Below are 13,357 nucleotides of genomic sequence, written 5' to 3'. Positions count from 1 at the left end.
AATCAATGAACAATTATCACAAGGTCGGTTAGATATGACGAATTTAATTCGCTATCTCCCGACCTCAATTATCAATGAATAATGGACAATTATCAATTAAAATTTGTAGGATTTTCTTGAGAAGGGGGAATTTATTCTCGATCGCTGGACTCACTTGATGATAAGTGTGCGATCGCTCGTTCTAATTCTGCTAGTTTTAATGTTAAAGCTGCATCCGATCGCACTGTTAAAATTTGCAATACGCGATCGCGCATTTGTTGATGGTGGCGAAGGGTAGTCTCGCGATCGCCTTGTAACCCATAAACGCGATCGTTAATTTGCACCTCGGGTAAATTAAAAAATACGCCACCATCCGTGCGCTGGATACTCTCTTCCCACAGGTCAAAAAGTCGCGCATTTCCAGTTATGGTTCCGACTGCCATATTAAATCCATAAACGTGCAAACTGAGGAAATATTCGCCGCTTAAATTGCCCATTTGATGAATGAGACCGCGATCGACTAATTTTACTTCTCCGGGTTGAAAATCGCATCTTTGGGCAGTATGCAGTACTCCTTTTTCTAAAGTATAAGTGTAATGCTCTGCCTCACCAAAACACTGCACTGCACCCCATTCTGTCAAACCGTGGTCATGAATAGCACTATAATCGCGATCGCGCCAAGACATCACCATAATTTCAAAAAAACCGCCATCGTAAACCAATTTACGACCGTAACAATCCTCAATGGGATGTTCAAAATCAGCCCAAGGTAATAAATCTTGAGGATTCACATGAGAAGCAAGAATGCAATCGCGAATTGTTTCGGGAGTGAGTTGAATTTGACGGTGAATGCGATCGATCAGCGATTGTAAAGAAGCTGGAAAACACTGCGTTTTCAAGGAAGAACTCGAACGAGCAATAGCTTGAACCATTGAAAGACTCCTCTATCAATTGATAATTAGTAATTGAGGTCGTTCGCTTTAGGGTTCCCAATAGGAAGCAGAGATGGCGAATCATATAGATATAATCGACCTTTTGAAATTGATTAAGCAAGATCGGGTTGGTGAGGGAGAATATCGGGTAAAATTAACTGCATGATTGCCATATCGTGCCAATTGCCATTAAGATAACCAATTTCTTTTTGAATTCCGACCAATTCAAAACCAAATTTTTGATGAAATTCAATACTTTTTTGATTGCAAGCGAGAATTTTAGCAACAACGTGATGGTAACCAAATTCTTTAACTTGTTGCAAAAGAACGTTTTGTAATTGTTTACCATGTCCTCGACCCGTTTCGGAGAGAGAAAGGTAAATCGAAGTTTCACAACAAACGCGATAACCCGATCGCTCGCTATAGCTTTTGATAATGCCCCAGCCAATAGTGCGATCGCTCTTCTGAGCAATGAGAATTGTCTCGCGATCGCCAAACTTTTCCACCAGCGATCGCACTCTTTCAGGACTAAAAAACTCAGTATCCATTGTGGTATTTTTGGCCGCGATCGATTCATTATAGATAGAAGCGATCGCGGGAAAATCGTCAAAATTGTAAGGGCGAATCAAAAATGTATCGATTTCCCTCGGAGTAAGTTCTAAAGTAGTCCTCATGGGCAAAAAAGTTCATTTCACCAACAATCAAATATTAAACCCAGAAGCTGAAAAAAGGGATTGACTCCCCCGAGGAAAAATACAGGCAATTTTCAGCTTGCTCTCAGGGTAATTCTAGGGCTTTCTTGGGGACGCTGGGCAAACTCCTGCAACCATGCAAACAAGCGATCCATAACCGGTTGACCCGTTAAGAGTTCCAAACGCGCAAAGCCGCCAATATTACCAGCATTGATTTCGCTGATGCGCCACGTTCCCGTTTCATCCATGAGGAAATCATAGCCGAGAGTATGCAGTCCTCGCTCGTGATAGGCTTCTACCGTCGCTGCGATCGCTTCTTTTTCCTCCGAGGTAATTTCCGCTAAAAAACACTCTCCATCCCCACTAACATTATTAATCCAATGTCCGCTTGCAGAGCGACGAATATAGGCTCCGTAGATTTCCCCATCGACGACAACAATGCGCTTATCGCCTGCGTCCACGCGAGATAAATATTGCATTAAAATTAAGGGATCGTCAGGCAATTTTTGCATATACTTCATCACATCGGCAAAATCGCTAAATTCTCGTACTCCTGCGAGAAAATTATCAACCTGAAATTTTCCTGCTTGATATTCAACTTTAAAGACTCCACGTCCACCGCAACTATTAGCTTGTTTGGCCACAATGACATTATTTTGAGTGAAAAAATTAAGGGCTTCTTGCCATTCGGCTGTAATAATAGTAGCGGGAATAAAAGGCTCAGCAACTTTCAGTAAAAAGTCAGCTTGAATTTGCTCTTTTTTGGCAGTGGGACTATTGACAAACTTAACAAATTGCTCCCAATTTTGTAGTTGATCTAAATAACCGGGTGGAAAAGGTTTCAATGTTCGACAAAAAATCAGATCGATTTCTGCTAAAGAGATAGGATGATGAGCAAAATCGCCTAATTTGATGAATCTTTCGTAAGCAAGTTTGCCGCTAACAGTCGCAACTTGAATTTGGGGAGATTGGGGAGGATTAGCAAAGATGCGATCGCTCGGGATATGAAAAAAGTCGATCTGTTCCTTTTCAGAAAGGCGCTGATAAAAAGTCGGTACATCTAAAGGTGGGCGATCGTATCGCGTTGGATCGCAAATTGCAAGAAGTTTCATAATTTAGTTATTGGTTATTGATTATTTAAGTTGCCATACTCGAACTCTCTCCTGAAACTGCTATTTCTTCTGTAGGCATTTCTTTCATTTGTTTGCTTAAATTCGTGATAAAAACTCCAGTCATAATGATACAAAAAGCAATTGCTTGAATCCAAGAAGGTCTTTCACCATTGAGAATAAAAGCAAATGTTACGCCAAATACGGGAGATAGGATCGTCCATTTGCCAACGGTTTTAGAGTCCAGTTTTTCAAGGGCAAAATACCACATAAATTGAGCAAGAACGATAATGACAACGGCGTAAATTGACATGGCAATCCAGAGTTGTCCGGCAAAGGCTTCTCCGAAATGGGACGGGCCGAACAAAATGCTCACGACAATTAAAAAGACCGTAGAAGAAATAAAGTTACGGCTAAACACAATCACTCGCAAATTATTCTTCTTAGAGAGCATCAACTTGCCGATTAAAGAAGTTGTTGCATAGCATAATGTCGAACCGAGAATTAATAGATCCCCTCGATTGATCTGAAAATTGTTACTAATTAAAACAATGGCTAAAATACCAGCGATGATAAAGGAAAAACCGACCCATTCCCATTTTTGTATGCGTTTACCCAAAATTATCGCACCGACCAAAGCATAGAGAACCGGTCCAAAACGTCCCAGCAATACGGCATTGGTGACGGTGGTATCTCTCAACCCTAAAAAGATGAGGGCGGAGAGTAATGCCGCCAAACAACCATTCACCGAGAGTCCGATCCATGTCTTGGTATCAAGCGATCGCAAGTCCTCCAGAATAGGAGCAAAACCAAACCATGCCAGTACGGTTAAAGCGGCACAAAGGTTGCCGACAAATAACACATTACAAAAAGAAATCGGTGTTTCCATGCCACCGCTTAAGCGGGTTGCATTGACAACCAAAAAAGCAATTAAGGAAGGGCGCAATGCGGCCAATGCGCGGGAGATGACGAGTAATGCTTTCGGGTTAGCTTGACTGAGGACGGATTGAAGCATATTTGGAGAGAAACAAAAGGAAGCAGAGGTGTCGGGACGTTGCAAGTAACGTCCCTAAACTGAATTAAATTAACTCGTAAGTTTGCGGATCGGCTTGGAGAATGAACATATCGCCGCGTTGGATGACTTCTCCGGTAATGCGGAGGGGATCGGCGACTTTATCGAGGACGCGATCGCCAACGGACATGCCTTCGCGATCGGCGAGGACAAAATAGAGGTTATCTCCTTCGTTTTCGACGATGAATACAGGCGGAACACCGCCGCTAATACAGCGAATGGCACAACCGCGATGGATGTGAGTGCGACCGGGTTTCATGACTCCCGGATAGCACTTGCTATCGACAATTTCCCCCACGAGGGAAAATTCTCCCAAAGAGCGCTCGCGATCGATTTCCGGTACGTTGGCGGGTTCTTCCACGGGTTTGGCCGCAAGAGAGGCAATTCCGGTTAAAGTATTGCGATTGAAAGGAATGCCCGTTAATTCAATCCATTTCCCTTCCTGTTCGAGAATGGACGCTCTAGGAGCGGTTTTACCGCCTCCCATGAGTAGATAGCGGGAATAGTTAGCGGATTCCCGGGTATCCCCCGATCGCGGTACGAGAAGATGGGGAACAGGTTGCGTTTCCAGTAACCCGATAATCTTTTGTCGTCCGATGGAACGACCGTTATTAAAATGGGTGTGAATGCCGGGCAGGATAAATGCCAAAGCGATCGCGATCGCCACCACTAACGGCACAAACCAAAGCAAGTGGCGCATGAATCCGGCGGGGATTTTACCGTAATTGACGTAGAATTCATCCTTTGAACGCTGATTAGTCATTGGCCACCTCCAGAGAAATTAAAGCGGGAGAAACGGGAGTTCCGGCGGGATGGGGGATGGTTCCCACGAAGATGCGATCGCCTTCCAAACGAATATCAAAGGTGGGAACTTTTTCTGTGAAAGGAGGAGGAGAAGCCCCACAATCAGGCAAATATTGATAGCCATGCCAAGGACAAGTAATACAACCATCGATGATTTTGCCTTCCCCTAAGGGTCCGTTTTGATGCTGACAAACGCTAGAGACCGCCGATAATTTGCCGTCGTATTTGAACACGGCAACTCTTTCACCGCCAATGGTGACGACTTTGGCGCGATTTTCCACAATTTCGCCAATATTGCCGATTTCCACAAAATCATCGTTGCTTTGGGTGGCTAAATCGTTGCGATCTTGCTGCATTTCTCGCCAACCCGTGAAAAGGTGAATGCCGACGATCCAAATTAAGCCGATACCGACAGCGATCGCGATAAATGGATGGCGATGGGATTGTAACGCACCAATAACCACATGACCCACCAGCAGGGCATAAGCCGCATAAACCCCCATGTGCAGGGCTTTCCAAACTGGGGCAGTTAAATTCACCAACCAAAAATCGTGACTGGTTGCTGCCATGAAGAAGAAAATAATTAACGCACCCACCCCCAAGATTTCAAACGGAAAGCGCATGAAAGAAGAAAAATGGAGATTGCTAACAAACAAACTCACAATGGGCGGGTCGATATTGCCAAAATCGTGATACCAAGTTCGGGCGACCCGAGCGTGATTTAAGGCAAGGAAAAACATCATGACCCCCATATGCCGCCGATTGAACAGCAAGGGATAAAACTTGGCACTCAAACGCGAAAGAGGACCAATGGATAAGATAACGTGGAGTAAAATAAAGGCGGCGGAACCGTAGGCACGAATTCGCAATCCTCGCGCATCAATCGAAGGATCGATTTGATTGGCGAGATGCTGGAATAAGAAGATATACAGAGCAACGGTTCCCAGCAAGATCGCATCGTAAATAATTTTCTGGCGATTCCATTGAATCGACTTGTAGTTAACGCTCATTAGAATGGGTAATCGGTAATCGGTAATTGCGAATTGAAATTAACCCTTCAGCAAATCGGCGGGAAGGGCAAAAGCCGCCACTAATTCTTGTTGAACTTGATTGTAGAGAACTAAATACCCTTCACTTCCTCTCACTTCATCGGGGAGTGAAAATTGGCGGCGGGAGACTCCCGATAAACTACCAAGGAGTAGTGCTTCTGCCTCCAATTCTTCGGGGGCTGAATCGGTTGTTTCCCAATACAACAAGAGATCGGGACGCAGAATCGGGGCGGTGGGTTGAATGTCTAGTATGAGGCGATCGCGATCGTCGAAGCCGGTTTCCACCTTTAAGGTGATTCCCTTGTCGGAAAGCTCGGTGCTGGCGATCGTCTCTGCGATGGGAGTCACAGCAAAACCCGCTCGTTCTAATAGTTCTACGGGGGCGGGAGTACTGGTGGAAATATAGCTCGGACGCAGGGCAATCCCAGCGATAAAGCATAAAGGTAACAAGATGACCAATACAGAAAAAGTAAAGAAATGGGTTTGACGGCGAGAGAGTATCATCTCTAAATCGGTGATAGGTAATTGTGAATTATTAAAGTGCGTGTTTGGAAGCAGTCTTGCGGTGGGCGTTGCGTTCGCTGGGGTGGGCTTTGCCGCGTACTAGGCGCAGGAAAAACAACGGCCATAGCGCCGTGACTCCCGGTACGATTAAAATGCGAAAGCCGATCGCTAAATCGGTAATCACGGCTTGCAGGCGATCGAGAAAAGACGGTGCGCGATCGCCTTCAGGGGCAACATTCCAACTCCGAAAGCTGCCAAAAAATGATTTCACAGCCGGATCGACGCGGGGAATGAGAAAAAGAACAAAAAGAATTGCAAAAACAAAACCGGCAAAGACATAGGCACGGATGAGATTCAGTACCCATTCAACAACGGTAATGGCGGTATCATTCATTATTAAGATCCAAATCTGACATCAAAAAAGATGTTAAGCATCGCGATCGCGAGAAATCCTGTCAGATCGGTTCAAACTCACTCAAACAAAACGGACTATTTAGGATTCTCTCGAACGGATTGCCCAAATTATACACGGTTGCATCTGAATGCTGGCTGAGGAACACCAGAAAAATTGCTGACTGCAAATCTAAGGACGATCGAATGATAAAAAGGACGGAATGCTAATGTGGGTCGGTGTGTGGTCAAGAGGAAATGGAGTGATTGGAAACACTTGTGGGTGGATCAATACAAAGAAACTCGATTGTAAATGAACTTCCTTGACTCAGTTTGCTTTGGACAGTGAGATAAGCACGGTGATGATGAGCGATCGCTTCTTTTGTGGGGACGTGACAAGTCTTTTTCCTCGATGCAATAACTTTCCTTATTGCTGCAATTTTAATCGTTACCGTACCTAGAAAACTCATCATTCCCTACAACTAACAGGAGATGAGAACTATTAGGAGAACCTTGCAAGATGTTCGCATGGGAACGATTTGTTTCTGCCGCGATCCTCTGATTTAATATGCCTTGTTTATGCCGCTTGTTACCACGATCGCTGGAGTCGCAATTTTAGTCAATACGGTGGGTTACGTCCAAGGGATTCTCGAGTTGGTGAATTGTCTCAACCAACGGTATTTGCATGCAAAATTGCACAAGGTCATGCGATCGCGCTTTTGGATGAGTTGGATGAGATATTCGATCCGCAACCGCGAAATGAGGTAGTGACGGACATTCACCGTTTTACTAACAATTACAAATTGGTGCCGGCGATCGTCACTTATTGTTCAACGACGAGCGACATCTCGCGGTAAAGTTTTCTGGCGAGAACCATTGCTATTTGGCAAACCGGGAATTCCTTCCTCTTCCAATGCTAATTGCTCCGCAATATCTCCCGGCAACCCGATCGCTTCTTCTATGATTTCTCGTTCTGGTAAATCCATTTCGACATCATTAATCACCGCCCCTAAAATCGGCATTTCCGCCTCTACCATTTGTTCGAGGGTACTGCCCACCAATTTCCCCTCACTCACTCCCGGTCGCGTCACCACTACCATGCCATCCGTCAGAGGTTGCAGCAAAAGCGCATCATTACAACTGGTTAAAGAAGCCGTATCCAAAATGACAAAATCAAAACGTTGGCGAGCATCTTCAAGAAGGCGGCGCAACTCGCTCGACTCCACGATCGCCGCCGCCTTACGTTGAGGACCGGCACTGGGGACGAGATAGAGGTTTTCGACCTTTGGAACCAAATTAACGCACTCATTGTGAGACCCATAATAAGCCAGAGGTTCCGCTTGAGCATCGGGATCCCCTTGCAAATTAACCGAAGGCGAATTAGACGGCGATCGCAAATCTGCTTCAATTAATAACGTGCGCTTACCCGCATAAGCCGCCGCGATCGCCAAATTATAAGCCGTCGTACTTTTTCCTTCTGCCCGTCCCACACTCGTCACTAAAATCGTTTTCGTATTTTTGGGAGCAAAACGACGGATATTGCTGCGGAAGCGTTCGTAAGCATCCAAATAATTGATATTTTCCTCCAACAATAACGCCAAGATATCCTCATCTTCCGGCTCAAATAACAGGGGAAGTTCCCCTAAAACCGTAATTTCCCGTTCGTTTAAAAGCGATCGCAATTCTTGGGCAGTATATAAAATCGGATCGAAGAAAGACAATACCAAAATAATCCCCGTACCAACAATTCCCCCACCAATAATACCGACAGCGACAATAATCACAGGACTGAGCGGTCCACCCGGTTCTTCTTTTGGAGCTTTGGCGATCGCGGGTTGAGCGATCGCCAAACTCCCTACCGCTTCAACTTCTGCCGATCGCGCATCCACCAACCGCGCCTCAATGCTGTCGTGAAACTGTTTCCGCAGTTGCAATTGCTGTTGCAAATTCTCTTGTTCGAGTTGTTTGGTGGGATAGCGTTCGTAACTTTGGCGCAATTCTCGTTCGGTATCGCGCACGGCGGAAAGTTGGCCTTCTAGAGTATCCCGTTGTGCTTTTAGTTGTACCAATTGCGTGGCCAGTTGTTGGCGAATAGCATCCAAACCGCTAGCTTTACGAATCTCTACCGGCGCAACCTCAAAAACATTATCATTGCCAATGACTTCATAAGCACGTTCCGTCAATTGGTTATCATAAGTGTCTTTTTGTTGTAATAATTCTGCAAGAAGAGGATGTTCGGGACGGTAATCTTTAGAGAGGGTCTCGATTTCAGTTTCTGCTTGCAGGAGTTGAGCGCGGAGGCGGGCAATAATGGGATCGCTACTCAGGGCTAGGGAAACGGAAGCCTCTGCCGGAGTTAAACCCAACTGATCTTGCAGGCTCTGGAGTTGAGCGATAACGCCCTCTAATTGAATTTTTAACTGGCGTTGCTGTTGTTCGCTGAGACTGATACCCGAGAACAGAGTTCCATCTTGAGCGGCAATTAAGTCCCCCCCTTCGCGACGCATAAAATCATAAAATTCTCGTTCTGCCTCTTTTAAATCGACTCGGGCTTCTAATTCTCGTTTGATCAGGGCTTCGATTTGCGATCGCAGCATTGCCGTGTTAAAGAGACGACTTTGCTCTACCATTTCTGTCAGCAACAAATTTAAAGTTTGTTCGGACTTTTCTTTATCCGTCTCTTTGTATTCCACCCGAATCACTTGCGGTTCGTCTTCTTCAGGAAATTTAATTTTAATATTTTTGAACATTTTCCGAGGATCTCTGATTCTCGCCTCTTGGGCAACACTAATCAGAACGCGATCGGCGAGCAAAATATCCGGACTAACAGACGCTCTTCCCTGCTCGAATAAATTCTGTCCGGTGCTGGTGGCTGTCGGTGGAGGGGGTGCGTATTTGAGCAGCCCGACGGCTTTGTACTCTGTTGGTGGAGGCTCCGGAGGAGGGAGAACGGCAACGACACCCGCAACGACCACCACCGCGACCCCCGCGACGATACCGATGGTTTTATTCTTTCCTAAACTAATTTGAAACCGCTTGACGAGGGGAGAAGTCATTTCAGTGAACCGTGAACAATTACTGGAAGGTTTTAGGCTGAAGCTGATAGCCAATCAATCAAGATAGGGGAGGCTTGAAAATTCTTGGGGTCATCGTCAAAAAACATGGGCGATCGCTATCCTTAACTATAACAACCGTCTCGTTAGAGTTTCCCTATGATAAAACTACAAATTCAGAGAACTTGTCATTTTTTACAATACTTGCTATAATAGGAAATTGCGACCCCTTTTGGAGAGGTGGCCGAGTGGTTGAAGGCGCAGCACTGGAAATGCTGTTAGGCGGCAACGTCTACGAGGGTTCGAATCCCTCCCTCTCCGTTTTTTCGGTTATCAGTTATCAGTGAACAGTGATGGAGAAAAACTAACACTGTTTTCCTAAATATTTATTGATTTCTGTAATAGAAGTTTTCATTGCTATATCATTTTGTGTTATGTTTGTAGCATTGTTGAATTTGAGAATTAAGACCATGAAGTTTAAAGAGATCGCACCCCAACAATACTAGAAACAGCGTTCCCTCAAGAAAGCAACGCTAGATATAGGGTGTAGGGAAAAATCAAGAAAATTCGATCGCAATTTTTGCAGTCGAGGACTTAGCATAGAGGGGTGATTGAACTGTACTCTCCCTTAGATTCTTTGAAGTCGGGTCGCTGGTTTAAACTAATCTGCGGAGCTAGTTTTCAACATCTCCCGGCGATACGCTCTCTCGCTTTAGCCTATACCTTAGCGGGAACTGATTGTATCGATGTAGCAGCAGATCCGGCAGTCATTGGGGCCGCTAAAGAAGCCATTGCGATCGCCCGAAAAATTACTGATGCAGTGAAAACCAGTCACCAGTCACCAGTCACCAGTCACCAGTCACCAGTTCTGGATTCTTTCTCAGTGCCTTGGCTGATGGTCAGTCTCAATGATGCTGAAGATCCTCACTTCCGCAAAGCAGAATTTGATGCAACTCAATGTCCGTCAAACTGTCCCGCACCCTGCGAGAAAGTTTGCCCCACCGATGCGATCGCCTTTACGGAAATTGCTTCGGGGGTGATTGACGCACGCTGCTACGGTTGCGGTCGCTGTTTGTCTGCCTGTCCTGAAGACTTGATTTTCGCCAAATCTCGCGTCTCGACTCCCGAAACTGTCGCACCGTTGGTGTTGCAACAGGGAATCGATGCAATCGAAATTCACACTCATGCGGGGAATTTCGAGGCTTTTCAACGACTGTGGAAAGCGATCGCCCCGCACTGCGATCGCTTGAAAATTCTCTCGATTAGCTGTCCGGATAGTCCCGATCTACTCGATTATCTCCAGTCCTTGTACGCATTAATTTCGCCTTTACCCTGTCCCTTAATTTGGCAAACCGACGGTCGCCCCATGAGCGGCGATCTGGGGAAGAGTACCACCCATGCAGCCGTTAAACTCGCGCAAAAAGTCCTCAAATCGAGACTTCCGGGTTATATCCAACTCGCAGGGGGAACGAATCAACACACTGTATCCGTATTGAAAAAAAACGGGCTTCTCGGTGTTGTCGCTGGTGTCGCTTATGGAAGCTACGTCCGCAAACAACTCACTCCTCTCCTCGATCGCCTCGAAGCGCAAAGTTTGGCTGATGGCAGAAAACCCCACCTTGAATATTATCCCGATCTGTTGTCGCAAACCGTTGCGATCGCTCGCGAACCCATCTTGCAAATCAAACCACTTTTTTCAATGAACAATAAACAATACCGACTGCTTTAAGCAGAGGTCTGAAATCGAGAATATTTTTCTTTGCTTCTCTCTTATCAATTTTCTGAATTGGTTATGACAAATCTCAATAGCGATACTCCCTACGGGAACGCAAGCGAACGCCTTTTAACCAAAACAAATTTATCGTCTTCTCCAGACTCTACCGTGTTTAACCCAACTCAACCCGAAGGAAACCCCAAAACCAGAACAGAAATTACCGACGATCTCGATCGCCTTCTCGATATCCTCCCCCCCACCATTCGCACGGCATTAGAAAATCATGCCCATAAAGACAAAGCGATCGAAGTGGTTTTGGATTTGGGACGCTTGCCGGAAGTCCGCTTCCCCAACGATGCGGAATATCTGAGTCAAGCCCTCATTACCAAAGAGGATTTGCAGTATAGCATCGACCGGGTAGGGCATTTTAGCGGCGACAACCGGGCAGGAATCGAACGCACCTTGCACCGCATTAGTGCCATTCGCAACCGTCAAGGAACTATCATCGGGCTAACCTGTCGCGTGGGACGGGCGGTATTCGGAACGATCGGACTGATTCGGGATCTCGTGGAAACGGGACAATCGATCTTACTGTTAGGTCGTCCGGGAGTGGGAAAAACAACAGCTTTACGGGAAATTACCCGCATTATCGCCGATGAGTTAAAAAAACGGGTAGTGATTATCGATACTTCTAATGAAATTGCTGGCGATGGGGATATTCCTCATCCCGCGATCGGCCGCGCCCGTCGGATGCAGGTGGCCAAACCGGAATTACAGCATCAGGTGATGATCGAGGCAGTGGAAAATCACACCCCAGAAGTCATCGTTATTGACGAGATCGGGACAGAATTGGAGGCTTTAGCGGCGCGAACAATTGCCGAGCGCGGGGTTCAATTAGTAGGAACAGCCCACGGCAATCGCATCGAAAATTTGATTAAGAATCCCACCTTAGCCGATTTAATTGGAGGCATTCAAGCCGTGACTTTGGGGGATGACGAAGCGCGGCGCAGGGGGTCGCAAAAGACGGTTTTAGAGCGCAAAGCACCGCCGACTTTTGAAATTGCCGTGGAGATGCAAGAGCGCTATCGATGGACCGTCCACCCTGATGTTGCCGATACAGTCGATCTCTTGTTGCGGGGACGAGAACCCTTGCCGGAAGAGCGAACTTTCGATGAAAGCGGAGAACTCAAAATCGTACAAAATTCTGCGCCCCAGCCTTTTTATGTGGTGAAGTCGTCGCAAGATACCATCTCCCCTGGCTCCCCTTCTAAAGGGGGGAAAACAACGGGGGATGGAGGATGGCGGGCTTCGGGGCGAATGCGTCCTTTGCCCAATATTGCCCCACAAGAGCCAGTTTCAGATTTTGAACGAATGCTGGCCCGGTCTTGGCCGCTAGACGATGGCAAAGAAAAACTGGGACTGTCTCCCAATGGGGAAGATTTGCCCTTATCTGTCTATCCTTACGGCATCGGCCGATCGCAATTGGAGCAGGCGATCGAGGTACTAAAGCTACCCGTGATGCTCACCAAGGATATGAATAGCGCCGATGCTGTTTTGGCCTTGCGATCGCAGATTAAAAACCATTCCAAGTTGCGACAAATTACCAAAGCGCGACAAATTCCCGTTCATGCGGTCAAATCCAACACCATTCCCCAAATTAGCAAGGCTCTGCGCCGAGCTTTGGGATTGGAAGATCTAGGGAGTTCTGATGCGGTAGATCTGCGATTATTTAGTTCTAATGGCAGCGATGACGAACTCGAGGCATTAGAAGAAGCGCGGTTAGCTGTGGAAAATATCGTTATTCCCAAAGGACAACCCGTAGAATTGTTGCCGCGATCGCCCAAGGTTCGCAAGATGCAGCACGAATTAGTGGAGCATTATCGCCTCCAGTCCGATAGTTTTGGAGACGAACCCAATCGCAGATTGCGAATTTATCCGGCATAACCTTATGTCGATACTGGGGAGATGAGAGGGAGCAATGCGATCGCATTGCTCCTTCTCACTGGCTACAAAAGATTTTCAAATCGATTTGGGATTGAGATGCTCTTACTCTGACAAC

At 46.3% G+C, this 13,357-nt stretch carries 12 protein-coding genes and 1 tRNA gene; 4 read left to right on the top strand and 9 right to left on the bottom strand.

Annotation, left to right across the window (positions count from 1 at the left end; translation table 11 throughout):
* Positions 1 to 131: 131 nt before the first annotated feature.
* The 8 genes from AC6RV6_RS18830 to AC6RV6_RS18795 all read right to left on the bottom strand — a co-directional run bounded on the left by AC6RV6_RS18830 (position 132) and on the right by AC6RV6_RS18795 (position 6,535).
* Positions 132 to 911 carry a cysteine dioxygenase gene (locus AC6RV6_RS18830; protein ID WP_500242418.1) on the bottom strand — a complete coding sequence of 260 codons (780 nt, stop codon included), beginning with the start codon at positions 909 to 911 and terminating at the stop codon, positions 132 to 134.
* A gap of 113 nt (positions 912 to 1,024) precedes the next feature.
* Positions 1,025 to 1,585 (bottom strand): GNAT family N-acetyltransferase, encoded by a 561-nt coding sequence (locus tag AC6RV6_RS18825; RefSeq protein ID WP_500242417.1) that lies wholly within the window; start codon positions 1,583 to 1,585, stop codon positions 1,025 to 1,027.
* Positions 1,586 to 1,677: 92 nt separating this feature from the next.
* Complete coding sequence (locus AC6RV6_RS18820; RefSeq protein ID WP_500242416.1) at positions 1,678 to 2,715, bottom strand: ATP-grasp domain-containing protein; 1,038 nt, start codon at positions 2,713 to 2,715, stop codon at positions 1,678 to 1,680.
* Between the two features lie 25 nt (positions 2,716 to 2,740).
* On the bottom strand, positions 2,741 to 3,727 hold the full coding sequence (locus AC6RV6_RS18815; RefSeq protein ID WP_500242415.1) for a DMT family transporter: 987 nt from the start codon (positions 3,725 to 3,727) through the stop codon (positions 2,741 to 2,743).
* A gap of 64 nt (positions 3,728 to 3,791) precedes the next feature.
* Positions 3,792 to 4,547 (bottom strand): hypothetical protein, encoded by a 756-nt coding sequence (locus AC6RV6_RS18810; RefSeq protein WP_500242414.1) that lies wholly within the window; start codon positions 4,545 to 4,547, stop codon positions 3,792 to 3,794.
* A complete protein-coding gene (locus tag AC6RV6_RS18805; protein WP_500242413.1) occupies positions 4,540 to 5,598 on the bottom strand; it encodes a Rieske 2Fe-2S domain-containing protein in 1,059 nt (352 codons plus the stop codon). Before AC6RV6_RS18805 ends, AC6RV6_RS18810 begins: the two co-directional genes overlap by 8 nt.
* Before the next feature lie 39 nt (positions 5,599 to 5,637).
* Positions 5,638 to 6,141, bottom strand: a complete 504-nt coding sequence (locus AC6RV6_RS18800) for a hypothetical protein (RefSeq protein ID WP_500242412.1) — start codon at positions 6,139 to 6,141, stop codon at positions 5,638 to 5,640.
* A gap of 31 nt (positions 6,142 to 6,172) precedes the next feature.
* Entirely contained in the window at positions 6,173 to 6,535 is a 363-nt protein-coding gene (locus AC6RV6_RS18795) for a hypothetical protein (protein ID WP_500242411.1), read from the bottom strand.
* Between the two features lie 575 nt (positions 6,536 to 7,110).
* On the opposite strand from AC6RV6_RS18795, the gene AC6RV6_RS18790 reads away from it, so the two are divergent.
* Positions 7,111 to 7,299 carry a hypothetical protein gene (locus AC6RV6_RS18790; RefSeq protein ID WP_500242410.1) on the top strand — a complete coding sequence of 63 codons (189 nt, stop codon included), beginning with the start codon at positions 7,111 to 7,113 and terminating at the stop codon, positions 7,297 to 7,299.
* 62 nt (positions 7,300 to 7,361) lie between these two features.
* On the opposite strand, the gene AC6RV6_RS18785 is transcribed toward AC6RV6_RS18790, so the two are convergent.
* Complete coding sequence (locus AC6RV6_RS18785; RefSeq protein ID WP_500242409.1) at positions 7,362 to 9,587, bottom strand: exopolysaccharide transport family protein; 2,226 nt, start codon at positions 9,585 to 9,587, stop codon at positions 7,362 to 7,364.
* 231 nt (positions 9,588 to 9,818) lie between these two features.
* On the opposite strand from AC6RV6_RS18785, the gene AC6RV6_RS18780 reads away from it, so the two are divergent.
* The 3 genes from AC6RV6_RS18780 (at position 9,819) to AC6RV6_RS18770 (ending at position 13,242) form a co-directional block, all read left to right on the top strand.
* Positions 9,819 to 9,905 (top strand) — tRNA-Ser (locus tag AC6RV6_RS18780).
* A gap of 286 nt (positions 9,906 to 10,191) precedes the next feature.
* Positions 10,192 to 11,313 (top strand): circadian clock protein LdpA, encoded by a 1,122-nt coding sequence (ldpA, locus tag AC6RV6_RS18775; RefSeq protein ID WP_500242408.1) that lies wholly within the window; start codon positions 10,192 to 10,194, stop codon positions 11,311 to 11,313.
* A gap of 63 nt (positions 11,314 to 11,376) precedes the next feature.
* Entirely contained in the window at positions 11,377 to 13,242 is a 1,866-nt protein-coding gene (locus AC6RV6_RS18770) for a R3H domain-containing nucleic acid-binding protein (RefSeq protein WP_500242407.1), read from the top strand.
* Positions 13,243 to 13,357 lie beyond the last annotated feature (115 nt).

The sequence above is a fragment of the Spirulina sp. LEGE 11439 genome (assembly GCF_059821285.1).
The sequence above is the reverse complement of the archived record's forward strand: the minus strand, read 5'-3'. Positions and strand labels throughout refer to the sequence as shown.

What these genes read in the sequence shown, in the direction of transcription:
- AC6RV6_RS18830 (WP_500242418.1), bottom strand. Translation starts at nt 911, where the DNA reads ATGGTTCAAGCTATTGCTCGTTCGAGTTCTTCCTTGAAAACGCAGTGT.
- AC6RV6_RS18825 (WP_500242417.1), bottom strand. Translation starts at nt 1,585, where the DNA reads ATGAGGACTACTTTAGAACTTACTCCGAGGGAAATCGATACATTTTTG.
- AC6RV6_RS18820 (WP_500242416.1), bottom strand. Translation starts at nt 2,715, where the DNA reads ATGAAACTTCTTGCAATTTGCGATCCAACGCGATACGATCGCCCACCT.
- AC6RV6_RS18815 (WP_500242415.1), bottom strand. Translation starts at nt 3,727, where the DNA reads ATGCTTCAATCCGTCCTCAGTCAAGCTAACCCGAAAGCATTACTCGTC.
- AC6RV6_RS18810 (WP_500242414.1), bottom strand. Translation starts at nt 4,547, where the DNA reads ATGACTAATCAGCGTTCAAAGGATGAATTCTACGTCAATTACGGTAAA.
- AC6RV6_RS18805 (WP_500242413.1), bottom strand. Translation starts at nt 5,598, where the DNA reads ATGAGCGTTAACTACAAGTCGATTCAATGGAATCGCCAGAAAATTATT.
- AC6RV6_RS18800 (WP_500242412.1), bottom strand. Translation starts at nt 6,141, where the DNA reads ATGATACTCTCTCGCCGTCAAACCCATTTCTTTACTTTTTCTGTATTG.
- AC6RV6_RS18795 (WP_500242411.1), bottom strand. Translation starts at nt 6,535, where the DNA reads ATGAATGATACCGCCATTACCGTTGTTGAATGGGTACTGAATCTCATC.
- AC6RV6_RS18790 (WP_500242410.1), top strand. Translation starts at nt 7,111, where the DNA reads ATGCCGCTTGTTACCACGATCGCTGGAGTCGCAATTTTAGTCAATACG.
- AC6RV6_RS18785 (WP_500242409.1), bottom strand. Translation starts at nt 9,587, where the DNA reads ATGACTTCTCCCCTCGTCAAGCGGTTTCAAATTAGTTTAGGAAAGAAT.
- AC6RV6_RS18770 (WP_500242407.1), top strand. Translation starts at nt 11,377, where the DNA reads ATGACAAATCTCAATAGCGATACTCCCTACGGGAACGCAAGCGAACGC.